The sequence below is a fragment of the Janthinobacterium sp. AD80 genome (genome assembly GCF_002878455.1).
Taxonomy (GTDB): Bacteria; Pseudomonadota; Gammaproteobacteria; order Burkholderiales; family Burkholderiaceae_D; genus Janthinobacterium.
In genome coordinates this window covers 44,022-68,766 of the sequence record NZ_NRDQ01000020.1, presented here as the reverse complement: position 1 = coordinate 68,766, position 24,745 = coordinate 44,022, and the positions used below count along the sequence as shown (strand labels likewise).

Annotated in this window: 24 protein-coding genes; 17 read left to right on the top strand and 7 right to left on the bottom strand. The window is 62.6% G+C overall.

What is annotated here, in order from left to right; genetic code table 11:
* The first annotated feature begins 34 nt into the window (after nt 1-34).
* A complete protein-coding gene (locus JaAD80_RS04980) occupies nt 35-973 on the top strand; it encodes a DMT family transporter (protein WP_102293155.1) in 939 nt (312 codons plus the stop codon).
* Here the strand turns inward: JaAD80_RS04980 and JaAD80_RS04975 are convergent, their stop codons facing one another.
* Both JaAD80_RS04975 and JaAD80_RS04970 read right to left on the bottom strand, forming a co-directional pair.
* Entirely contained in the window at nt 974-1,618 is a 645-nt protein-coding gene (locus tag JaAD80_RS04975) for a response regulator transcription factor (RefSeq protein WP_102293154.1), read from the bottom strand.
* Nucleotides 1,611-3,527, bottom strand: a complete 1,917-nt coding sequence (locus JaAD80_RS04970) for a sensor histidine kinase (RefSeq protein ID WP_180979305.1) — start codon at nt 3,525-3,527, stop codon at nt 1,611-1,613. Before JaAD80_RS04970 ends, JaAD80_RS04975 begins: the two co-directional genes overlap by 8 nt.
* A gap of 326 nt (nt 3,528-3,853) precedes the next feature.
* Between JaAD80_RS04970 and JaAD80_RS04965 the strand changes: the two genes are divergently transcribed.
* Nucleotides 3,854-5,014, top strand: coding sequence for a GGDEF domain-containing protein (locus tag JaAD80_RS04965; protein ID WP_180979304.1), 1,161 nt, complete (start codon nt 3,854-3,856; stop codon nt 5,012-5,014).
* 26 nt (nt 5,015-5,040) lie between these two features.
* Entirely contained in the window at nt 5,041-6,705 is a 1,665-nt protein-coding gene (locus tag JaAD80_RS04960; RefSeq protein ID WP_102293151.1) for a methyl-accepting chemotaxis protein, read from the top strand.
* A gap of 89 nt (nt 6,706-6,794) precedes the next feature.
* Here JaAD80_RS04960 and JaAD80_RS04955 read toward each other — a convergent pair whose 3' ends face one another.
* The 3 genes from JaAD80_RS04955 to JaAD80_RS04945 form a co-directional block, all read right to left on the bottom strand.
* Nucleotides 6,795-7,361: a carboxymuconolactone decarboxylase family protein gene (locus JaAD80_RS04955; RefSeq protein WP_102293150.1), complete on the bottom strand. Its 567-nt coding sequence runs from the start codon at nt 7,359-7,361 to the stop codon at nt 6,795-6,797.
* 130 nt (nt 7,362-7,491) lie between these two features.
* Nucleotides 7,492-7,839, bottom strand: a complete 348-nt coding sequence (locus tag JaAD80_RS04950) for a hypothetical protein (protein ID WP_102293149.1) — start codon at nt 7,837-7,839, stop codon at nt 7,492-7,494.
* Between the two features lie 148 nt (nt 7,840-7,987).
* Nucleotides 7,988-8,488, bottom strand: a complete 501-nt coding sequence (locus JaAD80_RS04945) for an Lrp/AsnC ligand binding domain-containing protein (RefSeq protein WP_102293148.1) — start codon at nt 8,486-8,488, stop codon at nt 7,988-7,990.
* A 104-nt stretch (nt 8,489-8,592) separates the two neighbouring features.
* On the opposite strand from JaAD80_RS04945, the gene JaAD80_RS04940 reads away from it, so the two are divergent.
* The 13 genes from JaAD80_RS04940 to JaAD80_RS04880 all read left to right on the top strand — a co-directional run bounded on the left by JaAD80_RS04940 (nt 8,593) and on the right by JaAD80_RS04880 (nt 22,410).
* Entirely contained in the window at nt 8,593-9,882 is a 1,290-nt protein-coding gene (locus tag JaAD80_RS04940; protein WP_102293147.1) for a D-amino acid dehydrogenase, read from the top strand.
* A 13-nt stretch (nt 9,883-9,895) separates the two neighbouring features.
* Nucleotides 9,896-11,011 carry an alanine racemase gene (alr, locus tag JaAD80_RS04935; protein ID WP_258002812.1) on the top strand — a complete coding sequence of 372 codons (1,116 nt, stop codon included), beginning with the start codon at nt 9,896-9,898 and terminating at the stop codon, nt 11,009-11,011.
* Between the two features lie 84 nt (nt 11,012-11,095).
* Nucleotides 11,096-11,653, top strand: coding sequence for an NADPH-dependent FMN reductase (locus JaAD80_RS04930; RefSeq protein ID WP_102293145.1), 558 nt, complete (start codon nt 11,096-11,098; stop codon nt 11,651-11,653).
* 194 nt (nt 11,654-11,847) lie between these two features.
* Nucleotides 11,848-13,407: a sensor domain-containing diguanylate cyclase gene (locus JaAD80_RS04925; RefSeq protein WP_258002811.1), complete on the top strand. Its 1,560-nt coding sequence runs from the start codon at nt 11,848-11,850 to the stop codon at nt 13,405-13,407.
* A gap of 134 nt (nt 13,408-13,541) precedes the next feature.
* Entirely contained in the window at nt 13,542-14,078 is a 537-nt protein-coding gene (locus tag JaAD80_RS04920) for a hypothetical protein (protein ID WP_102293143.1), read from the top strand.
* Nucleotides 14,079-14,119: 41 nt separating this feature from the next.
* Nucleotides 14,120-14,542, top strand: a complete 423-nt coding sequence (locus JaAD80_RS04915; protein WP_102293142.1) for a hypothetical protein — start codon at nt 14,120-14,122, stop codon at nt 14,540-14,542.
* A gap of 106 nt (nt 14,543-14,648) precedes the next feature.
* A complete protein-coding gene (locus JaAD80_RS04910; RefSeq protein WP_102293141.1) occupies nt 14,649-15,077 on the top strand; it encodes a hypothetical protein in 429 nt (142 codons plus the stop codon).
* A 1-nt stretch (nt 15,078) separates the two neighbouring features.
* Nucleotides 15,079-16,449 (top strand): TolC family protein, encoded by a 1,371-nt coding sequence (locus tag JaAD80_RS04905; RefSeq protein WP_258002810.1) that lies wholly within the window; start codon nt 15,079-15,081, stop codon nt 16,447-16,449.
* A 2-nt stretch (nt 16,450-16,451) separates the two neighbouring features.
* Nucleotides 16,452-17,834: a multicopper oxidase family protein gene (locus JaAD80_RS04900; RefSeq protein WP_102293139.1), complete on the top strand. Its 1,383-nt coding sequence runs from the start codon at nt 16,452-16,454 to the stop codon at nt 17,832-17,834.
* A 164-nt stretch (nt 17,835-17,998) separates the two neighbouring features.
* A complete protein-coding gene (locus JaAD80_RS31820) occupies nt 17,999-19,654 on the top strand; it encodes a methyl-accepting chemotaxis protein (protein WP_102293138.1) in 1,656 nt (551 codons plus the stop codon).
* A gap of 73 nt (nt 19,655-19,727) precedes the next feature.
* Nucleotides 19,728-20,495, top strand: a complete 768-nt coding sequence (locus tag JaAD80_RS04890) for a transporter (protein WP_102293137.1) — start codon at nt 19,728-19,730, stop codon at nt 20,493-20,495.
* Between the two features lie 92 nt (nt 20,496-20,587).
* The gene (locus JaAD80_RS04885) at nt 20,588-21,091 is read left to right on the top strand and encodes a hypothetical protein (protein WP_102293136.1); all 504 of its coding nucleotides are present in this window, start codon (nt 20,588-20,590) and stop codon (nt 21,089-21,091) included.
* Nucleotides 21,092-21,111: 20 nt separating this feature from the next.
* On the top strand, nt 21,112-22,410 hold the full coding sequence (locus tag JaAD80_RS04880; RefSeq protein WP_102293135.1) for an NAD(P)/FAD-dependent oxidoreductase: 1,299 nt from the start codon (nt 21,112-21,114) through the stop codon (nt 22,408-22,410).
* 44 nt (nt 22,411-22,454) lie between these two features.
* Here JaAD80_RS04880 and JaAD80_RS04875 read toward each other — a convergent pair whose 3' ends face one another.
* Nucleotides 22,455-22,970 carry a DUF6265 family protein gene (locus tag JaAD80_RS04875; RefSeq protein ID WP_146012256.1) on the bottom strand — a complete coding sequence of 172 codons (516 nt, stop codon included), beginning with the start codon at nt 22,968-22,970 and terminating at the stop codon, nt 22,455-22,457.
* Nucleotides 22,971-23,127: 157 nt separating this feature from the next.
* On the opposite strand from JaAD80_RS04875, the gene JaAD80_RS04870 reads away from it, so the two are divergent.
* Nucleotides 23,128-23,724 (top strand): hypothetical protein, encoded by a 597-nt coding sequence (locus tag JaAD80_RS04870; protein ID WP_102293133.1) that lies wholly within the window; start codon nt 23,128-23,130, stop codon nt 23,722-23,724.
* A gap of 12 nt (nt 23,725-23,736) precedes the next feature.
* On the opposite strand, the gene JaAD80_RS04865 is transcribed toward JaAD80_RS04870, so the two are convergent.
* Entirely contained in the window at nt 23,737-24,450 is a 714-nt protein-coding gene (locus tag JaAD80_RS04865; RefSeq protein WP_102293132.1) for a sensor histidine kinase, read from the bottom strand.
* Between the last annotated feature and the right edge of the window lie 295 nt (nt 24,451-24,745).

Here is a 24,745-nt window from a genome sequence, read left to right as displayed (position 1 = left end):
GACCCGCCACAATCTCCTTTTCAGGAGATAGAAAATGATTCAAGAGAACAAGACCGGGCTGGGAATCATGGCCGGCATCGGCGCGGGCGCGCTGTGGGGACTGGTGTTCCTGGCGCCGGCACTGCTTCCCGCCTTCCAGCCGCTGGAATTATCGGTGGGACGCTACCTGGCGTACGGCCTGATCGCGGCCGCGCTGATCGCGCCGGCATGGCGGCGTCTGCTGCGCACATTGACCTGGCGCGAGTGGCGCGCACTGGTCTGGCTCAGCCTGACAGGCAATATCGTGTATTACGTGCTGCTGGCCAGCGCCGTGCAGACGGGCGGGGTGGCGATGACGTCGATGGTGATCGGCCTGCTGCCGCTGGTCGTCACCGTGGTCGGCAGCCGCGAGCGCCATGCCGTGCCGCTGAGCAAACTGATCCCTTCGCTGTTGCTGAGCGCGGGCGGGCTGGCCTGCATCAGCTGGCAGTCGCTGGCCGCTCCCGGCCATGCATCCTGGCTGGGGCTGCTGTGCGCGCTGGCGGCGTTGCTGTCGTGGACGGTGTATGCGGTCGGCAATCGCCGCTGGCTGGGGCAGCTGCGCGCGGTCTCGGCGCAGGAATGGAATCTGTTGACGGGCGTGGTCACGGGCGCCGTGGCGCTGCTGCTGGCCATTCCTGTCTCCATGGCGGCCACCGGCCAGCATGGCGCCACGGCCTGGCTGCGGTTTACGGGTGTCGTCATGGGCGTGGCGCTGCTGTGTTCCGTGGTCGGCAACGGCTTGTGGAACCATGCCAGCCGCCTGCTGCCGCTGACGATGGTGGGGCAGATGATCGTCTTCGAATTCCTGTTTGCCTTGCTGTATGGCTATGTCTGGGAGCAGCGCTGGCCCACGCCGGTGGAAGCGGCGGCGGCGATGCTGCTGCTGGCGGGCGTGCTGGCGTGCGCGCTGGCGCATCGGGTGGAGCAGCCGGCCGCAGCTGTCTGCCCGTGATCAGCGTCCGCTGCCATGCGCGTTCAGCAGGCGCAGCGTCGTGATGGTGGTCATCAGGTCGGAGAAGGACTCGGCGTGCATCTTGCGCATGACGCTGGCGCGGTGCAATTTGACCGTATGCTCCACAGTGCCCAGTTCGGCTGCGATCTGCTTGTTCAGCCGGCCGGATACCACCAGTTCCATGACTTGGCGTTCGCGCTTTGTCAGGCTGCCCAGCCGCAATTCGATCGAGCGCAGCAGCGCCTGATCCGCGATCAGCCTGCGGTTTAGCGCCAGCGCCAGTTTCACGGCGTCGAGCAGGCGCAGGGCGTCGACGGGTTTGGTCAGAAAATCAAACGCGCCCAGTTTCATGGCCTTGACGCTGCTGGCCACGTCGCCATCGCCAGTCAGGAAAATGACCGGCAGCAGCGACTCGCAACGTAGCAGGTGTTCTTGCAACAGGGAACCGGACATGGCGGGCATGGACAGGTCAAGCACAATGCAGCCCGCTTGCTGCAAGTCGGCGCTCGCGAGAAAATCTTCCGCCGAAGAACATGCCTGGACATGGTAGCTGCCGCACGACAGGATTCTTTCCAGCGCCCGCAAAATGAACGGGTCGTCATCGACGAGGAAAACGCAGGGCGTGGCGGTGGCGGCGTTATTCATCGGTGGGAATGGTGAATTCAATGATGGAACCGAAGGGGTAAGAGGCGCGGGCCCAGATCTCGCCATAATGGGCCACGATGATTTTCTTGCAGATGTTCAGGCCCAGCCCCATGCCGCCCTCCTTGGTGGTGTAGAAGGCATCGAATATTTTCTCGTGATGTTCGGGCGGCAAGCCGACGCCCGTATCGCTGACGGTAAACAGCGCATATTTCCCCAGATAGCGGCGGACCGACAGGTAGACGCATTTGCGTTCGTCCGGCTGGTCCTTGACCGCTTCAATCGCATTCGACAGCAAATTGATCATGACTTGCTGAATCTGCACCAGGTCGCCACTGATGGAGAGCGCATGGTCGCCATATTCGCTCAGGCGGATGTTTTTGAGGCGCAAGTCATGCTGCAGAAACTGGCGCGCACTGGCCAGCACATCATTGACAGGGATGCTGCCGGTCACGCGTTTGCCGGGGTACAGCAGGCGCCTGATTTTCGTGATCACCGTGGCAGCCAGCTTCGCCTGGTCGATGATGTCGCGCGTGATGGCCAGCTGCGCCGATTCATTCAAATGCCGGTTCCTGAGCATGAACTCGGTCGCCTGGGCATTGCTGAGGATCGCCGTGAGCGGCTGGCTTAACTCGTGGGCGATGGCGCCGCACAATTCACCGGCCAGGGTGACGCGCGACAGGTGCAGCAGCTTGAGTTCGTTGTCCTGCAGCGCGATGGTCGATTCCAGTTCGCGCGACCTGGCCAGTTCCATCTCCCGCCGCATGGTTTTCATGGCATGGGCGATGGAGAAACTCAGGGCGACCACGGAAAAAATCGTGCTTTCCGCCAGGTAGAAATTACGTTCAAACAAATGCTGGGAGCTGAAGAGATTATCCAGGCTGAGCAGTTTTAATGACAGCGAAGTGCCGAGCGGCAAAAAGGCGACCAGCAAGAAAATGGCATGCGTATTTTTATCCAGGCACAGGCGTATGGTGAGTATCAGCAAGATGCCGATATTAAATAGCACTAGCACGGCATTGGCAGCATGGCCCGCCGCATGGCCAAGCAGGAATGCCAGCGGGGAGATGAGCAACAGTATGATGGTAATGATGTGATAAATTTCCATCAGAATGTTGGGCGGCTGCTCCGACATTTTTAGGTATATTTTTGCGAAAACAAAAAAGAAGAACATGCATAGCGCAAAGGAGAATGGCAGCAGGGGATTATTGAAATCCGGTTGTTTTGGATGAATGAATTCCGTGCTGACGCCATAATAAACGCAGGTGTTAATAATCAGCAGCATGAGAAACACTGCGTAGATAATGTGGATTTTCTCTTTGGTTGAAATAAATAGAAACACGCTGTAAATGCAGAAGGCCAGTAGGCAGCCAAAATACATGCCTGTCAACAGGTGCTCCCTGGACTTTTCCAGGGAAAACGCATCGCTGGTCTGCACGGCAAGGTTCAGGGGTTCCTGAAAGCCGTCAAAACTGGCCAGCCTCGCATATACGGCCAGTCGTTGCCCGGCCGCCATCGTCAAGGGCAGTGACAAGGTCAGCGATTTTTGATAGCGGAAATTGAAATCGCGCCTGTCGCCGCTGCGGACGCTTGTCAGTAGCCGCCCGTCGGTCCGGTCCAGCACATGCCAGTCTACGTAGTCCTGCAGGGGCGTGCCCAGGTCGATGGTCACTGGCAGCGCCTGCTGGCCTGAGTTGTCCAGATTGAACCTGATCCACCAGCAGGCGCCGGTGAAGCCGAAATTGGACGCCTGGCCCGTCACCGTGGTCCAGTGGGCGCTGTGCCTGGTCTCATCGAATTGTTGCTCGCATGTTTTGTCTTCCAGCACCTGGTAATGCCGCAGCCTGCCCAGGTCCGCCGCTTGCGCGACATCCAGCGAGGCCGCTTCCGGCACCCGGCCATGCGCCGCCAAAGCGCATATGCCGATCAGTAGATAAAAGATGAAGCAACGAATAAGCAGGCGGTAATTTTTATTGCAGGTATTTTCCTTGCATTCCCTAAAAAGCAACATTGTATTTATTCCCATGCATGAAGCGATTTAGCTGAAAGCTCAGCGTGTGATCGTACGGCTTCCGTGTGCCTTTATCAATAGAACCAAGGTGTAGTACCACTTAATTGATGACAAATGTACCGTGTAGTAATTGAATTTCCAAGTGGAAATATTTTCTGGCTATGGTGAATAAGAAAATATTAATAAAATTTAATTTACTTAAATACATGCTTGCTTAAATGGGAAGTATGGCTTTGTTATCGATCATGACCATGCGGGGAGTTGGGATGCGTGCATTGCACAGGAAGATGGCGGAAATAGGCAGGGTGGTACATGCCGGCGCACATGATACTTCGCAGCAACGATATTTTCATCGGGAATTAAAGTCGCCGAGTCTTGCATTGCAATGCATGGCCTTGATTGGCGTGCTGGCAACTTATGCCATGGCCAGCAGCTTGTTGTATGCGCTGGGAATGGAATTTGTTGTCTGTGTCACCGGTGTTTTGCTGGGAATTGCAATCAGCAGCATGGCGCGCAATTTGCGTTATTTGAATGTCGGCGGACTGGTGACCACCATTTTTTCATCCATCGCTTTTCGCATGCTGCTGTCGGCCAGCGGTCTCGGCGATTACTGGGTCTTCCCCCTGGGTGTACTGATGACCTTGTCCATTTCCGCCATCGCCAGCGATCCCTTGACCTATCTGATCCTGATCCTGGTGGCGTGGCTGTTACTGGGATTGGGTGGTTTCGAGCAGGCGCTGCTGGCCAGCGGCGACTGGTCGCTCTTGTATGCGGCAGCGGCGGTGGTGACCGGTTTGCTTTTCAGCAGCTGTTTTTTTCGATTGCGCTATTCGAATCATGTCGCCACGGCGCGCCTCGAAGATATGGCTTACCGCGATTATCTGACAGGCATACCGAACCGCCGCTGTTTTCTCGATGCGCTGCATGCGGTCATGAATGATGGCAAGCCCCCGCACGGTTATCTGCTGATGGCCGATGTCGATGATTTTAAAAAGATCAACGATGAACTGGGACACGAGGCAGGCGATATCGTCTTGCGCGAACTGGGGCAGATTATTGCCGCGGCGGCGGGCACTTTTCCGCACGGGCGCATCGGCGGCGAGGAGTTTGCCATGCTCATCGATGGCGACCTGGCCTGCGTGGCGCGCGTGGCGGAACAGCTGCTGGAGGCGGTGCGGCGCTTGGCCGTGGTCCAGCGGGGCGTGACCATCAGCGTCGGCATCGCGCGTGTACAGGGGCCTGTCCTGGCGGACAGCTTCCGGCACGCCGATGAGGCGCTGTATGAAGCGAAATTGTCCGGCAAGGATTGCGTCGTCTTTCATGGCGGCGCGTCCGGCCAGGGGCAGGCCAGCGCAGGCAGGGAAATGCATCAGAAATCAGGCGGGTAACCGCCGCTCCACACAGGGAAAATGATATGAACATCCGTACGATCAAGGGTAAATTGGCCATGGCGTTCGCCGGACTGGCGCTGATGGTGCTGGCCGTTTCCGGGCTTTCCATCACATCGCTGCTCGATGCGAATGCGCGTTTTGATTCCTACCTGAGCGAAACGAATGCCCGCTCGGTGCTGGTCACCAAATTGCAGGAGGCGGTCGACAACCGGGCGATTTCCGCGCGCAATCTGCTGCTGTTTACGAATGCGCAAGATATCGCACAGGAAAAAGATCGGGTTGCCGACGCTCATGCCCGGGTGCAAGCGTCGTTGGGGCAATTGCAGCGCAGTGCGGCGCAATCGACGGAAATTACAGAGACAGCTACCCGGCTGATACGCGAAATGGAAGCGGTGGAAGCCCAGTATGGCCCGGTGGCCCTGTCCATTGTCGAGCTGGCCTTAACGGGCCAGCAGGCTGCCGCCATCGACAAGCTGAACCGCGAATGCCAGCCGCTGCTCATGCGCCTGGAAAAGACTACCGGTGAATATGCGCGCTATGCCGAGAGCCGGGCCGAAGTGCGCTTGCTGGCAGGCAAGCAGGCGTTTGCCAGCCAGCGCAACATACTCGTGGGCGTTTGCCTGCTGGCATTTATTGCCGCCGGCGCCGCTGGCGTGTGGATCGCCCGCACCTTGTTCCGCTCGCTGGGCAGCGAGCCGGCACTGCTGGGCGCCGCGGCGCAAAAGGTCGCCGACGGCGATTTGCGCCTGGCCGTTGACCATGCCGTGGCACCGGCCGGCAGCGTCATGCATTCGCTGGTGGCGATGCAGGCTGCCCTGGCGGCGATGGTGGGGCAGGTGCGGCAGGCATCGCAGACGATCTCTACGGGGTCCGCGGAAATCGCCATGGCCAATACCAGCCTGAGCTTGCGTACCGAGGAGCAGGCATCGAGCCTGCAGCAGACGGCGGCGTCAATGGAGGAATTGACGGGCGCGGTCAGCAACACTGCGCACGCGGCCAGCAAGGCTGCGGAACTGGCCACGTCCGCATCGCAAGTGGCCAGCCGTGGTGCCGACGTGGTCGCCCGGGTGGTGCAGACCATGACTGCGATCAATGCTGGCTCGCAACGCATTGCCGATATTCTCGGTACCATCGACGGCATTGCCTTCCAGACTAATATCCTGGCCTTGAATGCTGCGGTCGAGGCGGCCCGCGCGGGTGAGGAAGGACGGGGGTTTGCCGTGGTCGCCAGCGAAGTGCGCAACCTGGCGCAGCGCAGTGCGGTGGCAGCCAAGGAAATCAAGGTCTTGATTGACGCCTCCGTGGCCAGCGTGGCGTCTGGCAGCCGTCTGGTGCAGGACGCAGGCGTGACAATGGATGAAATCGTCGATAGCGTCGGCCATGTGGTGGCCATCATCGGCGAAATCAGCGCTTCTGCCAGCGAGCAGAGCGATGGCATCGGCCAGGTCAATGTGGTGGTGAGCCAGCTCGACCGCATGACGCAGGAGAATGCGGCGATGGTGGAGCAAACGGCGGCGGCCGCCGATCAGCTGAAGGACCAGGCCATACAGATGGCGGCGCTGGTTGGCACGTTCAGGATCGGCGACGATGTGCATGATGGGAAGGGCGGGGCGCTCAAGGCGGTTGCCAGGAGCAGTGGCGCGCGCCAGCTCGGGCTTGGCGCCGTCGCCGCGCCACAGGCTGGCTGATTGTCATGGACGCTGCTGGCCGGCGCGGCGACGACCCGGGCGCTTGCGACGCTGCTGGCCCTGTCGTGGCGGGGGAAGGGCGAGACGCTTCAGTCGCGCTCCGGCACCGGCACGTTGAAACCGTTCAGCGTGGTCGAGACCAGCGCATACAGGCCCACCAGATAGATCAGCTCGTTGGTGCCGTGCTGGCCAAAGGTCGCCAGTGCCAGCCGGTACAGCGGCTCCGGCAAGGTGCCGCCGCCGCTGAGCGCATAGGCCAGGTCGTAGGCGATGCTTTCCTGCTTGTCCAGGTCGACCGGCTTGACGCCGGCCACCAAGGTGGCCAGGCGTTCGGCCGGCATGCCTTCGCGCTCCGCGACGGCGATGTGGGCATAGATTTCATAGGCCGCGTTGTAGCGCGCGCCCACCACCAGGATGGCGATCTGGCGCACCTTCTCGGGCAAGCTGGCATTGGCCGTCATGGCCAGGGTCAGGTCCCAGATGGCCTTGCCGATGGCCGGTTCGTGCAGCCACGGATTCCACGGACCCATCAGGGCGCCGTCGTCGCGCACGGCGATGAAATCGTTGAAATTGCTGCTGATGCCCAGGCGCATGGCGTCATACAGCGGCTGTTGTTCTGGTGTCAGGTCTTGCGGAGCGATCAGGGGCAGGCGCATGCAAACTCCTTGCTGGGGTGGTGGACGGCGGGACGCCGGAGCCGCAACCAGTATAGCCAGCCTGGCTGGCAGCGTGCTTGCGCTGTCGTGCGCGGACCACCGCCCGCCCCAGGCCTGCGCCGATGGGCAGCTACTTTCTCGGCTCGTGTATGCGGAATTTCCTGACGATGCCCGCCTGGTCGAACATGACGGCCACTTCGCGCGTGCCTTTCTGGCCCAGCAGGGGGATCAGGCGCGTCACGTTGGGCGTTTGCAGCTGGTTCTTGTAGACCCAGACTTCATAGCCGGGATCGAAGCTGACCACGGTGGCGTTGCCCAGGGCCGCATCGAGGTCGAGGCGGGTGGTCTTGCCGACGGTAATGTTCTGATAGATGGCGCCATTGTCCGGCGCGCGGTTGACTTTGTATTCACTGGCGGTGCACATGGCAACAGCCAGGCCCGCAAGGCAGGAAAATGCCAGTTTCATGAATGTGTTCATACGGACTCCCAGTGTGCATCACTGCTTCCAATCTCAGAGGGGACGGGCGTGATGTCAGGACTGGAGTGTGCTTGCGAAGCAGGCAATGTGCTACCAGATTATACAAAGTCGCAAAATGCGATGCCATCGGTACTGGCAGACGGTACGTTCAGCGCTTCTGCAGCACCTCGGTCGAGAGCGCCAGCGTTTCCTTGATTTCTTCCATTACCACATAGCTTTTCGATTGCGCGGCGCCGGGCAGCTGCAGCAGCATGTCGCCCAGCAATTTGCGGTACTCGGCCATTTCGTGGATGCGCGCCTTGATCAGGTAATCGAAGTCGCCCGACACCAGGTGGCATTCCTGCACCTCGGGAATCTGCAGCACTTCGCGGCGGAACTGCTCGAAGGCGGATGCGGATTTTTGATTCAAGGTAATCTCGACAAAGACCAGCAGCTTGGCGCCCAGCGCGGCCGGGTTGACCTTGGCGTGGTAGCCGGTGATGACGCCGTCGCGCTCCATGCGCTTGACCCGCTCGATGCAGGGCGTGATGGACAAGCCTACCTGTTCACCGAGGTCTTTCATCGAGATGCGGCCGTCCTGTTGCAGGATGCGCAGGATGTGGCGGTCCAGCTTGTCGAGGCCACGTGCCGATTCTTTAAGGATTCTCATGATTTATTGCTGAATATCTCGATTTATACGTGAACAAATACTGGCTCTTTCCCAATATGATAGCGGTTAATCTGGCACTAGCCATAAATATAATTGAGGAAACTATGCGTATTGTGATTCTGGGTAGCGGCGTCATCGGCGTCACCAGTGCTTACTATCTGGCCAAGGCAGGACATGAAGTGACCGTCATCGACCGCCAGCCCGGCCCGGCACTGGAAACCAGCTTCGCCAATGCAGGGCAGATCTCGCCCGGCTACGCTTCGCCGTGGGCCGCCCCCGGCATTCCCTTGAAGGCCGTGAAGTGGATGATGCAGCGCCACGCGCCGCTGGCCATCTCGCTCGACGGCAGCGCCGCCCAGCTCAAATGGATGTGGCAGATGTTGCGTAATTGCACACCGGAAGCCTACGCCGTCAACAAGGAACGCATGGTACGCCTGGCCGAATACAGCCGCGACTGCTTCAAGGTCTTGCGCGCCGAGGCGGGCATCAGCTACGAAGGCCGCCAGCAAGGCACGATGCAATTGTTCCGTACCGAAAAACAGTACCACGACGCGTCGAAAGACATCGAAGTGCTGAAGGATGCGGGCGTGCCGTTTGAAGTGCTGCAGCGCGACGAGCTGTCGCGCGCGGAACCGGCCCTCGAAGCCGTCAAGGACAAGCTGTTTGGCGGTTTGCGCCTGCCGAACGATGAAACGGGCGACTGCCAGCTGTTTACCACGCGCCTGTCGGAAATGGCCGTGGCGCTGGGCGTGAAGTTCCGCTATGGCGTGTCCATTGATGCGCTGCTGACGCAGGGCGACGAGATCGCCGGCGTGCAGTGCGGCGCGGAAATCGTCAAGGCCGATTCCTATGTGGTGGCACTGGGTTCCTACTCGACGGGCTTCATCAAGCCCTTGCTGGACATTCCCGTGTATCCATTGAAGGGCTATTCGATCACCGTGCCCATCGTCAACGCGGCCAAGGCGCCCGTGTCGACCATCCTCGATGAAACGTATAAAATCGCCGTGACGCGTTTCGACGACCGTATCCGCGTGGGCGGCATGGCGGAAATCGCCGGCTACAACCTGGCCCTGAATCCGCGCCGCCGCGAAACCCTGGAAATGGTCGTCAACGACCTGTTCCCCGGCGGCGGCAACACGGCCGAAGCAACCTTCTGGACGGGCTTGCGCCCGATGACGCCGGACGGCACGCCCATCGTCGGCCGCACGCCGCTGCGCAACCTGTTCCTGAACACGGGCCACGGCACGCTGGGCTGGACCATGTCCTGCGGTTCGGCGCAATTGCTGGCAGACCTGATGTCGTCGAAAAAGCCGGCCATCCTGGCCGACGACCTGTCCGTCAGCCGCTACAGCGGCGCGCAGGGCAATACCAAACTGCAACACGCGGTGGCCTGAGATGGCGGCCAGCATGCCTCCGAAAGAGCGTAGCGGCGCCATCCTGACGGTGGATCTCGATGCCGTGCGCGCCAACTACCGCTTGCTGCGCGACAAGGCGCATCCGGCCGCCTGTTCGGCCGTCGTGAAGTCCGACGCGTATGGCCTGGGCGCCGCGCAAGTGGGCGCGGCCCTGTATGAAGAAGGCTGCCGCCATTTCTTCGTCGCCCACCTGGAAGAGGGCATCAGCCTGCGTCCGCACGTGGCGCCCGACGCGGCCATCTTCGTATTGCATGGTCCGCCCGTCGATACGGAAGGCGAATTCACGTCGCATGGCCTGACACCCGTGCTCAACAGCGAGCCGCAGGTGGCGGGCTGGCGCAAGCATGCGCAGGCGCTGGGCACGACCCTGGACGCCATCGTGCAGGTGGACACGGGCATGTCGCGCATGGGCTTGTCGCCGCGGGAAATCGATGGCTGGCTGGCCGACGAACATTTCCTTGACGGTATCTTGGTGCGCTACATCATGAGCCACCTGGCCTGCGCCGACGAACGCCACAACCCGATGAATGGCGAGCAGCTGGCCCGCTTCACGGCCATCCGTGCCCGTTTGCCGCAATACCGCGCCAGCCTGGCCAATTCATCGGGCATCTTTTTGTCGCCCGATTATCACTTCGATCTGGTGCGCCCGGGCGCGGCCCTGTACGGCATCGCGCCGCACGCCGACGCGCCAAATCCGCTGCGTCCCGTGGTGCGCCTGCAGGGCAAGATCTTGCAGACGCGCACGATTGCCGCCGGCGACCACGTGGGCTACAGCCGCCGCTACACGGCCAGCGAACCGCGCCAGGTGGCCACTGTTTCCGTCGGCTACGCTGATGGCTGGCTGCGCAGCATGAGCAACCAGGGCCTGGCCATCGTCGATGGCGTCAAGGTGCCGCAGATCGGCGCCATTTCCATGGATTCCATCACCCTGGACGTCAGCGCCATCGCCGGCGAACGCGTGGCGCCGGGCAGCCTGGTCGACCTGATCTGTGCCGAACACCCGGTCGACGCCGTGGCGGCCATGGCCAACACCATCGGCTACGAGGTGTTGACGAACCTGGGCGGGCGCTATTACCGCGAATACCAGGGCCTGGCCGGCGCACGCTAGAAGCGTAAATCTGATGCGTATGGCAAGATAGCCCTGTAGTGAGCTTCACTCCAGGGCTATTTTTTCACCATATCGGGGATTTATATGAGTCAATATAACGTTGCAATCATCGTCGGCAGCCTGCGCAAGGATTCCTTCAACCGCAAACTGGCCGACGCGCTTGTCAAGCTGGCGCCACCCGAATTTTCCTTCAAGCATATTGAAATTGGCGATTTGCCCCTGTATAACCAGGACGACGATGGCGCGCAGGCAGAGCAGGTGCTGCGCCTGAAGTCGGACATTTCCGCCTCGCAAGCCTTGCTTTTCCTCACCCCCGAATACAACCGCTCGATTCCCGGCGTGCTGAAAAATGCGCTTGACCATGGTTCGCGCCCGTACGGCCAGAGCGTGTGGGGCGGCAAGCCTGGCGCCGTGCTGGGCGTGTCCGTGGGCGCCACCGGGACGGCGCTGGCGCAGCAGCATTTGCGCAATGTGCTGGCCTACCTCGACGTGCCGCTGCTGGGCCAGCCGGAGATGTTTATCCAGGCCAAGGATGGCCTGTTTGACGAGCACGGCAACATCGGCCCCGCCAGCCTGGGCTTCTTCCAGGGCTGGATGCAGCGCTATGTCGACTGGGTGCGCAAGCATGCCATCCACGCCTGATGCAGGTAGCCTGAAGCGTCACCCTTGATGCATATCAAGGCGGCAACGCATGCCGTTGCCGCCTGTACACAATCCTCTTGCCTGGCTGTCAGAATTTCCATTTTGGCACGTTTTACTCGGTATAATGCGCCCTTTCTTTAGCGCAATACTTTCCATTCTCTGCTGACGCCATGTGGACTAAACCTGTTCTGCGCATGAACTTGCGCCGTTTGATCGTGCTCGTGGCCTTCGCCAGCGCCCTGGTGTCGTTGGCGAACACTTTTTATGCCAGCTACCGCGTGCAGCGCCAGCTGCTGATCGATACCACGCTGGAAGCGAACCACGCGTACGCGAGCAAGCTGGCCAGCACGGCCGAGGATTTTCTGCAGTCGGCGCGCCAGCAGCTGGCCTATAGCGCAGGCAGCCTGCCGTCGCGCATGGACGACGACGCCTGGCTGACGGACGAGGCGCAGCGCCTGCGCCTGCAAACCAACAGTTTTAATTCCGTGCTGATCGTCGATGCCCAGGGCAAGGTGCTGGGCGTCTCGCCGGAAACCCTGGCCCTCAAGCACCGCCACCTCGATTCGGCCGGCGCCGCGCAGGCGCTGCGCGAACGCCGTCCCCTGGTCACGCAGCCCTACATTTCCTCGGCAGGCAACCTGGTGGTGTTCATCTCGCACCCCATCGTCGGCAAGGATGGGCGCTACCTCGGCTATGTGGGGGGCAGCATCTACCTGAAACAGAAAAATATCCTGTACACCATGCTGGGCCAGCATTACTACCGCGACGGTTCCTACCTGTATGTGGTGGACCAGAAGCGGCGCCTGCTGTACCACCCCGATCCGGCGCGCCTGGGCAACCTGGCCGGCAGCAATGAAGTCATCGATGCCATCATCGCGCGGCAGGGCGGCGGCAACCGGCGCATGGACAACAGCCTGGGCGTGGACATGCTGGCCGGCTATGCCGTCATGCCATCGACGGGCTGGGGCATCGTGGCGCAGCGCCCGACGGCCATGACCCTGGCGCCGCTGAACCAGCTGATGGCCAATACGGTCTGGCAGTCACTGCCGATCGCCCTGCTGAGCTTGCCATTCATCTGGTGGCTGGCGAACCTGATTTCGCGGCCCCTGGTGCAGCTGGCCGAGGGCGCGCGGCGCATGGATGCGCCCGGCACGGCCGAGCACATCGCCGCCATCCGCTCCTGGTATGTGGAAGCGGCGCAGATCAAGAAAGCCCTGCTGAAAGGCCTGGCGCTGCTGCAGAACAAGATCGGCAAGCTGAAGACCGACGTGCAGACGGACCCGCTGACGGGCCTGTCGAACCGGCGCGGCATGGCGGCGGCGCTTGATGCCTGGCAGGCGCACGCACGGCCGTTCTCCGTCATCGCCATCGATATTGACCATTTCAAGCAAGTCAACGACCAGTGGGGCCACGCCGTGGGCGATGATGTCATCCTGCGCCTGGCCCAGCTGATGCGCGCCTGCTCGCGCGATGCCGACGTGCTGTGCCGCAACGGCGGCGATGAATTCATCATGCTCTTGCCCGATGCCGACCTGGACGTGGCCCTGCAGGTGGCCGAGCGCCTGCGCGCCAAGGTGGCGGCCGCCGTGATTCCCGGCGCGGGCGCCGTCACGGTCTCGCTGGGCGTGGTGTCGTCGGAGCAAGATGCCGGCAAGGCTGGCGGTGCGGAGGCCGTGCTGCTGGCGGCCGATGCGGCCCTGTATGTGGCCAAGGAAAATGGCCGCAATTGCGTGGGCATCACGGAGCCGGCCTGACAGGCGTGCCGTGCGGCATAAACTGACCCGCTGTTTTCTGTTGCATCTGAATCTGTCCGGTTTGCCCGCCAGCGCTTACCATGTGGCCTTGAGAAGCATAACGGGAACCATGGACATGGCAAGGTTGGAAATTAATGACGTTTGAGCAAGAACTTGGCATCCGCTGCGAGGTCGCTGGCCAGTTGCACCCGCTGGCCTTCCTCGGCTGCCGCGGACTCAACTATGGTCAGCACAGCGTGCTGCCGCTGCACCCGTTTCGCCTGAGCGTGCCGGAAGCGGCGCTGGCGTGCCTGCTCGACGAACCGTTCAACAGTTTCGTGCAGGATTGCCGCGAAGACGACCTGCAGGACGAGGAAAGCGACTTGCCCGAGCTGATGCAGGCCGGCTATCCCGACATCACGGCCATGCTGGCGGGCCACCGGCCGCTGCTGGCCGGCATGCTGGTCGACTTCATGATCAGCGACTTGATGGACGCGATCGGGCGCGCCAGCGGCTACCGGAGCCAGGTTCCACGCTACTGGGGCGACGTGGAGGCGGCGGACAACCGCGCGTACTTCATCGTCAATCAAGTGGAGACTGTCTCTTTCGCCGATGGCCAGGTCATATTCGAAGGGCAGGGCTACTACGGTGTCTACGTCATCTGGCTGACGCACGGCTGCCGGCGCAAATAGGGACTTGACCTTCCTCATGTGGGAAGGTTTATAGTTGTGCCATGAACCGTGCCTTTTTCCGCTCTCTTGCCCGCTCGCTGCTGTGCCTGCTGGCCCTGACGCTGGCCTTGCAGGGCTTTGCGTCGGCCATGCGCAGCTGCTGCGTGGATGAGCTTGCGGTGGCGGTGACGGCCGTGCATGCACAGGTACCAGCGCCAATGTGCCATGACATGGCCGACATGCTGGCGCATGAGCAGCCGATGCCGATGAACATGGCCATGGACGATGGTGGCGCCAGCCATCACGGCCACGATTGCAGCAACCATGGCGCGTGTACCGTGGGCGCCACGGCACCGCCCGGCATGCCCGCCTTGCACGCCCTGACCCTGCGCGCGCCGCCACCGGCGCTGGCGCCCGACTCCCTGTTTGCCGGACACATTCCGTCCGGCCCTGAACGTCCCCCCAGAAGCACGCACTCCGCCTGACCGCCCGTGAACCCGGCGGTGCTGCAGCCGTGCGTCCACGCCCGCTGCTGCATGCCAGCGTTCCACCGCGCGCCCGCCGCGCCATACCTGTCATTCAAGGAAGACCATGAAGCAAATATTCAGCCTCGCGCTGGCTGCCGGTGTTGCGCTGGCCGCCGCTGCGCCGGCCTCTGCCCAATCCGTTGCCGCCCCGCAAGAGGCGCAAGCGCCCGTGCCCGCCACCCAGTACCGTTCCGCCTTCGATGGCTACCGTCCCGCCGCCGAGGACGACGCCACGCCCGACCAGACCTGGCGCGCGCTGAACCAGAAAGTCGGCGACGCCGGCGGCCACATGGGCATGATGAAGATGGATGGCCACACGATGCCCGGTCACAAGATGGAAGGCCACGAGATGGATGGCCACAAGATGGAAGGTCAAAAGAGGGACGCGCACGCCATGCCGATGGACAAGATGCCGACGCAGCACGCCATGCCCCAGCCCGACGCCAAGCCGTCCGGCCAGCCCGCCCCGCAACACCACCATGAAGGACACTGAGATGGGCCGTTTCAACAAATCAACGTGCTTGACGCCGCTGGCGCTGGCGGCCGTCCTGCTGCTGAGCGGCTGCGCCAGCTTCAGCCAGGATGGCGGCATGCAGGCCGTGTCCGCGCTGGCGGACGCCCGCACGGGCGCGCCCGACGCGCTGGCCGCCAAAGATACGGATGACAAGCTGGCGCAGCTGCTGGCCCAGCCCCTGGATGCCGACAGCGCCGTGCGCATCGCCCTGATGAACAACCACGGCCTGAAAGTGGCGCTGGCCGAACTGGGCGCTTCCGAAGCGGACCTGGTGCAGGCGGGGCGCTTGCGTAATCCGGGCCTGTCGTTTGGCCGCTCGCACGGCAGCCACGGCAATGAAATCGACCGCGGCGTGAGTTTCGACCTGGCCGGCTTGCTGACCATGCCCATGCGCCTGAACATCGAGCGCGGCCGTTTCGAGCAAGCCAAACTGCAGGCGGCCGGCAGCGCCGTGCAACTGGCGGCCGACACGCGCCGCGCGTATTTCAACGCCGTCGCCGCCGTGCAGACGGAACAGTTCATGCAGCGGGCGCTCGTATCGGCCGAGGCGGGCGCCAAACTGGCCACGCGCTTGCAGCAGGCGGGCAACTGGAGCCGCCTCGACCAGGCGCGCCAGCAAGTGTTTTACGCCGATGCCGTGAGCGACCTGGCGCGCGCCCGCCACCAGGCCACCGCCACGCGCGAACACCTGACGCGGCTGCTGGGCCTGTGGGGCCGGCAGACGGCGTTTACCTTGCCGCAGCGCCTGCCCGACTTGCCGGCCCAGGCCGTGGAGGCAGGCAATATCGAGGCGCAGGCGATGGAGCAGCGCCTCGACGTGCAAACAGCGAAACTTGACGCGCATGCGACGGCCGATGCGCTGGGTCTGTCCAAGGTGACGGGGCTCGTCAACGTGCTCGACGTGGGCTACACCAACAAGAGCAGCAGCGAGGCACCGCGCGAGAACGGCTATGAGGTGTCGCTGGAGCTGCCCCTGTTCGACTGGGGTTCGGCGCGCAATGCGAAGGCGCAAGCGCTGTATGAGCAGTCGCTGCAGCGTACGGCGGGCACGGCCGTCAAAGCCCGCTCGGAAGTGCGCGAGGCGTATTCCAGCTATCGCACGGCGTATGACCTGGCGCGCCACTACCGCGATGAAGTCGTGCCGCTGCGCAAGACGATCTCGCATGAAGTGCTGCTGCGCTACAACGGCATGCTGGCCAGCGTCTTCGAGCTGCTGGCCGACGCGCGCGAGCAGGTGGCCAGCGTGAATGGCGCCATCGAGACCCAGCGCGATTTCTGGATCGCCCAAACCGAATTGCAATCGGCCATCAATGGCAGCGGCCCAGGTGCGGCCACTGCGGCAAAGGAATAATGATGATCACACGTAGAAACTTTTTCATGAACGCGGGCGCCGTCGCCCTGAGTGCGGCCGCCGTCAGCCGCGTGGGTGCGGCGTCGCTGCCGGAAGCTGTCAGCATGGCCGGCGCGGAGACGAAAGCGCCGCCGCCCCCGCCGAACGGGCGCCCGTACAACCCCGTCGTCACCCTGAATGGCTGGTCCTTGCCCTGGCGCATGAACAACAATGTCAAGGAATTCCATCTGGTGGCCGAGCCCGTCGTGCGCGAACTGGCGCCCGGCATGCAAGCCAATCTGTGGGGCTACAACGGCCAGTCGCCAGGCCCGACCATCGAAGTGGTGGAGGGCGACCGCGTGCGCATTTTTGTCACCAACAAATTGCCGGAACACACCAGCGTGCACTGGCATGGCCAGCGCTTGCCGAACGGCATGGATGGCGTCACGGGCCTGACCCAGCCCGGCATCGCCCCCGGTAAAACCTTTGTCTACGAGTTTGTGGCCAAGCGGCCCGGCACCTTCATGTACCACCCGCATGCGGATGAAATGACGCAGATGGCGATGGGCATGATGGGTTTCTGGGTGACGCACCCGAAAGACCCGAATTTCATGAAGGTGGACCGCGATTTCGTCTTCCTGCTGAGCAATTACGACATCGACCCCGGCAGCTACACGCCGAAGATCATGACCATGACGGATTTCAATCTGTTCACCTTCAACAGCCGCGTCTTTCCCGGCATCGACCCGATGGTCGTGCGCCAGGGCGACAAGGTACGCGTGCGCGTGGGCAATCTGACCATGACAAACCACCCGATCCACATGCACGGCCATGAATTCGAGGTGACAGGCACGGATGGCGGCTGGACGCGCCCCGAGTCGCGCTGGCCCGAAGTCACCACGGACGTGGCCGTGGGCCAGATGCGTGCCGTGGAATTCACGGCCACGGACCTGGGCGACTGGGCCTTCCATTGCCACAAGTCGCACCACACGATGAATGCCATGGGGCATGACGTGCCGACCATGATCGGCGTCGACCACCAGGGCGTGGCGGCAAAGATCAACCAGCTGGTGCCCGGCTACATGGTGATGGGCGAACGGGGCATGGCCGACATGGGCGAAATGCAGATGCCTATCCCCGACAATACCTTGCCGATGATGGCCGGCGACGGCCCCTTCGGCGCCATCGGCATGGGCGGCATGTTTACCACGGTGAAAGTGCGCAAGGACCAGAAACCGGGCGACTACCGCGACCCGGGCTGGTACAAGCACCCTGCCGGCAGCGTGGCCTATGAATGGACGGGCGCCTTGCCGGAACCGGTGCGCGGCCAGGGCGCGGGCAAGCCGGCGGCCCAGGGTGGCGTCGAGATGACGGTGCGCAAGCCGGCAGGTCATAGCGGGCATTGATCGTTTTCTTCAAGGGCTTGCCTAGCATGGCAAGCCCTTGCGCATGTTGCTTTACATCAAGGAATTGTTGGTTAGTGACAATTCGAGCATTTTTTTAACTGTTTTTTCCCTATATTCAAGGCATACGCTGTGTTTATCAGCCACCACCTGGCTTGGGAGGAAACATGTTGAATCAAATGAAAGTGGGCACGCGCCTGCTCGCGGCCTTCTTTTGCGTGGCCCTGATGGGCGCCATCGTGGCCGGCATCGGCATCTTCAACATGGGCAAGATCGACACCATGGCGGGGCAGATGTACAACAATGAACTGCTGGGCCTGTCGTACATCAAGGAAGCGAATATCGCCCTGATCAAGGTGGGCCGCGCACGCAGCAATTTCCTGCTGGCCACCAGCAACGAGGAGCGCGCGGGGCGCCAGGCCGACATCGCCAAATACCTGGAACAGAACAAGAGCAACCTGGCCAAGGCCCAGCCGCTGTTCGTCACGCCGGCGGCCAAGGAACTGTTTGCCCGCTTTGCCACCGTCGAAGCGGAATACGTGAGTACCTTGCAGCAGTCGCTGGTGCTGGCGGCGGCCGAACCGCTGGCGCAGCGCAGCGCGCAGCTGACGGCGCTGCTGACCAAGACGCGCCAGCATGCCGACGAGCTGGACGGCGTGCTGGATAAATTATCCCTGCAGAAAGAAGAACGGGCCAAGGCGGCAGCCGAACAGGCCTCCGGCGTGTACCAGGCCAGCCGCACTTTCATGATCGCGCTGGTGCTCGGCAGCGTGGCGGCGGGGCTGGCACTGGGCGCCTTGATCACGCGCGGCTTGACGCGCCAGCTGGGCGGCGAACCGGCGTACGCCGTGCAGATCGCCGGCGCCATCGCCGAGGGCGACCTGACGGTGGATATCCGCACGGCCAGCCACGACAGCGCCAGCCTGCTGTTCGCGATGAAAACCATGCGCGACAAGCTGGTGGGCATCGTCAGCCAGGTGCGCTCGGGAACGGACACCATCAATACGGCGTCCGGCGAAATTGCCCAGGGCAACCTGGACCTGTCTTCCCGCACGGAAGAGCAGGCCAGTTCGCTGGAAGAAACGGCATCGTCCATGGAAGAACTGACCTCGGCCGTGCGCCAGAACGCGGATAACGCGCGCCAGGCCAATGTGCTGGCCGGCGCCGCCTCGGAAGTGGCGGGCAAGGGCGGCGCGGTAGTGGGGCAGGTGGTGCAGACCATGGAATCGATCAATGCCTCCTCGCGCAAGATCGTCGACATCATCAGCGTCATCGACGGCATCGCCTTCCAGACGAATATCCTGGCCTTGAACGCGGCAGTGGAAGCGGCCCGGGCGGGTGAGGAAGGGCGCGGTTTCGCCGTCGTGGCGGCCGAGGTGCGCAACCTGGCGCAGAGGTCAAGCCAAGCGGCCAAGGAAATCAAGACCCTGATCGGCGACTCCGTCGAGCAGGTGGAAATCGGCTCCAGGCTCGTGCATGACGCGGGCAAGACCATGGACGAAGTGGTCACCAGCGTGCGCCAGGTGGCCGACATCATGCAGGAAATCACGGCCGCCAGCGCCGAGCAAAGCGCCGGCATCGAGCAAGTCAACCAGGCCGTGCTGCAGATGGACCAGGTGACGCAGCAAAACGCGGCTCTCGTGGAAGAGGCGGCCGCTGCCGCCGAATCGCTGCAGGACCAGGCGCAGACCCTGACGGAACTGGTGGGCGTGTTCCGCCTGCATGCCCAGGTCGAGCGCATCGCCGTGCCGCCGGCCAGCAATGTGACGCCGCTGCGCCGGCCTGCCAGCGTGGTGCACCAAGGCGTGCGGCGCCTGGCCTGACCAGGGCCGCCGCCAGCAAGACAGTCGCGGTGGTGGTAGGCTGATGCCGTTGCTTACTATTGCCGAGTTACCCATGCCGTCGTCCCTGGCCTTGCCGCTCCTGAGCTTATCCCTGCTGCTCGCGCCCCTGGCGCAGGCGCAGGATGGCGAGCCCGTGCTGCCTTATCGGCCCTCCGTTGCCAGTCCCGCGCAGCTGCCCGTGCCGGGCCAGCTGGAGTTCGAATTGGGCGGCCTGTCGACCAAAACGGACGAATCACGGCGCGCCAGCCTGCCGTACACCTTGAAACTGGCGTTCACGCCGGAATGGGGCCTGCTGCTCGAAGGCGAGGGCTATGTGCGGGCGCGCGACGATACCGGCCGGCGCGACAGTGGCGTGGGCGACACCACCGTGGTGCTCAAGCGGGCGTTTTTGCTCGACAGTGCCACGGCCCTGGGCCTGGAGCTGGGCTGGAAGGCGCCGACAGCCAGGGAGACGATCGGCAGCGGCAAGAGCGATGTATCGTTGAATGGCATCTTCAGCCGCGACCTGGGCGCCGTGCACATGGATGCCAACCTGAACGCCACGCGCCTGGGCGCGCCGGACCCCGGCACGGGCAGCGTGCAAACGGGCTGGGCGGCGTCATTTTCCACACCTGTCAGTGCGCGCTGGGGTGCCACGGTGGAAGTGTCGGGCACGCGTTTGCGCGGCGCGCCGGCCACGGCCCAGCTCTTGCTGGCGGCCAGCTACAGTCCCACGCCGCGCCTGGCCATCGATCTCGGCATGGCCAGAGGACTGACAGGCGCCTCGCCGGACTGGTCGCTGTTCAGCGGTTTTGTCGTGCCTTTAGGCAAATTGTGGTGAGCGTGTGACACTTTCCTTATGTGTCCTTGCGCACAAACGGCAGGCCGAACAAGGTCTACAATTGCGGCATAACTGATAAAAGGAGTGTCCTCATGAAAACCCTGATCCTTGCTGCCGCCTTGCTGTCGGCAGCCACCGCTGCCGTCGCCCAGGTCGGCGTCTCTGTTACCGTCGGCCAGCCAGGCTTTTACGGACGCCTCGACATCGGCGACTATCCCGCGCCGCAACTGATCTATGCCCAGCCTGTCATCGTGCAGCGCCCGCAATACTATTCGGCCCGTCCCATCTATTTGCGCGTGCCGCCTGGCCATGCGAAAAACTGGTCCAAGCACTGCCGCAAGTATAATGCCTGTAACCAAGAGGTATATTTCGTCCAGGATAGTTGGTATAACAACCAGTATGTGCCCCGTTATCGCCAGCAGCATGGCGACCATGGCCGTCCCGATTACGGTGACCGCGGCCGTCATGACAACAAGCATGACAAGCACTTTGACAAGCATGACGACAAGCGCGACAAGCATGACAACAAGCCGGGCAGGGGCAATGGCAATGGTCACGGCAACGGCAAAGGTAACGGCAACGGGCACAGGGACTAAACAAGCAATCAGGAGGATATTTGCATAGTAAAATCGTAATCGTCGGTGGCGGAGCAGGCGGCCTGGAGCTGGCCTGCAAACTTAGCCGCAAGCTCGGCGCCGGCCAGGTGACCCTGGTCGATAGCCGTCTCTACCATATCTGGAAACCCTCGCTGCATGAGGTGGCGGCAGGCACCCTGGACATCCACCAGGAAGGGCTGTCATACCAGATGCTGGCGCATGACAATGGTTTTACCTATGTCTACGGACCCCTGATCGCGCTCGACGCCGCTTCGAACAGCCTGACCGTGGGTGCCATCGCCACGGACAAGGATGAGCAACTCTTGCCGCAGCGTACTGTCAGCTACGACCAGCTGGTGCTGGCCGTGGGCAGCACCTCGAATTACTTCGGCGTGCCCGGCGCCAAGGAAAACACGATTTCCCTGAATGCCACGGAAGACGCGGAACGTTTTCGCCTGACCCTGCTCAAGCTGCTGGCCATGGCCGAGCAGCGCCAGGGCGACGCGGGCCATCCGGGCGTCGATATCGTCATCATCGGCGGCGGCGCCACCGGTGTGGAACTGGCGGCCGAGCTGCGCGAAGCGAGCGGCGTCTACGCCGCCTATGGCTTCCAGAACCTCAATGCCATCAAGGACGTGCGCATCACCTTGCTCGAAGGCGCGCCGCGCATCCTGGCGCCGCTGCCTGAACGCGTCTCGCTCGCCGCTTCGAAACTGCTGCACAAGCATGGCATCACGGTGGTGACGGACACGCGCGTGACGGCCATCGACAGCGACAAGGTGACGGTTGCCAGCGGCACCAGCTATGCGGCCGATATCTGCGTGTGGGCGGCCGGCATCCGCGCGCCGGAATTCCTGTCGACTTTGGGCTTGCCGACCAACCGCGCCGGCCAGCTGGAAGTGACGGGCATGCTCAATGTGCAGGGCCATGCGAACATCTTTGCGCTGGGCGACTGCGCCGCCTGCGCCGGGCCGGATGGCAAGCTGGTGCCGCCACGCGCCCAGGCTGCCCACCAGCAAGCCGATTACCTGCTGAAAACATTTATGCTGCAAGCCAAGGGCAAGCCGCCGCAAACCAAAGCGTATGAATACCTCGATTACGGCTCGCTGGTGTCGTTCGGCCGCACCACGTCCGTGGGTACCCTGATGGGTTCGCTGAAGGGCCTGAGCTGGTTCGTCGAAGGTTTTGTCGCGCGCATGATGTATGTGAGCCTGCACCTGATGCACCACAATGCCGTGCTGGGCAGCGTGCGCACGGCCGTCATGGCCATGGGGCGTTTCCTGATCAAGCGCAGCACGCCGCAGGTCAAGCTGCATTAAGCAATCAATTGTTTCACCGCTGAAAGGGGCCGCGAGGCCCCTTTTTATTTGCTGCGCGCGACGGGCGCCGCCTCGCAGCGGCCCCGTGTCATGGGAAAGTCGATGGTGGTGAACTTGCCCTTCAAGGTGCCAACGATACTGGCGTGCAAGATGCGTTCGCTGTCGTGGCGGTAGATGATGCGGCTGGGAAAATCATTGTCCAGGTTGGCGAAAATAAACTCGTTCGGCTTGTCCTGGCGCAGCAGGTTGAAGATGACGGGCGGCTGTCCCGACGGCTGCACGATGTAGGCCAGCTGGCCCGGCTCGGTGATGCGGATCTGCACGAATTCAAAGGCCGTCGTCTTGCCGCCCTTGACGGTGCGGCTGGTGCCGAGGAGGGTGCCGCCGGCGGCCGTGCTCCATTGCTCGCCGGAACCGGGCTCGGCGCCATCGACCAGCCAGCAGCCGGCCAGCCAGGCCAGTTTGTCGACCGTGTCGGGCGGTGGCACGGGTTTGTCGGCGGCCTGCGCGGCGCCCATGGCCAGTAGCGCTGCCAGCAAGGTGCTTGCGGTTCGTTGCATGCCATCTCCCTTTGTCGTTCAGATCGCGCAAGTCTAGCCGATGCGCGTCGCGGGTGGCGCCAGCCAGCACGGCAATGGGGCGCGGCATGCAAAAGCCTCTATACTCACGGCAACATTCCACGCATTTTTCCACTGACCCACTTGCCGAAAGTCCGCCATGCATGACACTTCCACGCAGTTGCCGCCAGAATCCGCTTCGGGCACGCCCCCATGGCACTATCTGACCCTGGAAAGCCTGGGCCTGGAGGCGGCCAGTCTGGATTTTTACCAGCTGCTGCTGTCGTGTACTGGTGAGGATGCGGCCGCGCAGATGCACCGCCATGCCATGCATTTCCGCATGAATGGCTGCGGCAGGGCCAGTTTCGTCGCCCGCCTGGACGCGCTGCCGGCGCCGCTGGCGCGTTTCCCCTTGTGGCGCACGGAACTGGAAGGCTTGCCCGGCGACCTGCCTGCTGCCAGTTTGCTCGAGCGCGTGCAGGGAGCGCTGGGCCAGCCGCTCCACGCTTTCCTCGCTTCGACTGGCTGGAAAACGGCGCAAGCCGATATCTGGCAAAGCCTGCTGGCGCTGACCCTGACGTCGGGCCAGTTGGCCGAGGCGGCACTGATGCTGCAATTGACGGATGTGCTGCGTGTGGGACACTTCCTGCGCGTGCTCGATGGCGGCCTGTGCAGCCTGGCCGGCCACGCCGAACGCCGTGCCGTGCTGGGCGCGCTGCTGGTATTGCCTGAAGGGCTGGCGCCGCTGCCGCGCTGAGCGGGGCAGCGGTTATTCCTTGGGGGCCACGCGCGGCAGGATGACGGTCAGGGCCGTGCCGCCTTGCGGGTTGGCTGTCAGGCTCAGGGTGCCGCCCAGATAGTGGACTCTTTCGCGCACGGACCGCAGGCCGTGCTTGCTCATTTCCACCGGCTCGCTGGCGGGCAAGCCCACGCCGTTATCCTTGATGGTCATCATCAGCGCGTCGTCGTTGTCATCGATGATGATGTCCACTTCGCTGGCCTGGGCGTGCGTGGCGATGTTGCTCAGCGCTTCTTCCAGGGTGCGCAGCAGGGCCACGCCCACGTTGCGCGGGCAGATCAGTTCATCTTCAGGCAGGCTGCAGCGCACGGTGATCTTGTGCTGCTCGGCAAATTGCGCGGCCAGTTCGCCCAGCGCCACATTCACGCCAAGAAACTCCAGCTTGTCATTCCACAGCTTCATTTGCATCTGGCGGTTGGTTTCGATGACATTCAGCAGCAATTGCTTCATGGTTGCCGCGCGGTCGAGCAGAGCCGCTTCCTGCGGCATCTTTTGCGTCAGCAGCGACAGGTGCATGGTCAGCGCCGTCAGCGACGAGCCCAGGCTGTCATGCAGTTGGCGCGACAGGGCGCGCCGTTCGTTATCCCAACTGGTATTGACGTGACCCAGCAGCTCGCTGAGGTCGGCGGCGCGTTCCGCATCGGCCTGGGCCGTTTCCTTGTTCGGATCTGTTTGTGCGGACATAGCGCCCCGTGAATGGTGAAAGGAAAGACCAAATTCAAGTGGTGGATCATACATGAGGATTTCATCACAGGGCGCATGGATGGAAAATTTCTGTCTTTTAGGCAATTTTAATCTCCTTCCATCTTTTTTGTGCTATGCACAATATTAATCATCGTGTCATGTGCGGGTGGCGCCAGGCTTTGCGCGTGCTACGTACGGCTGCGCACATACCGGCCCGCGCGGCCCTGCCATAGTGGGGGCGTGCATTATCTCCATGCAGCAAAGACGCCATCTGGCGCAGGGTGCCCCCGGCCCT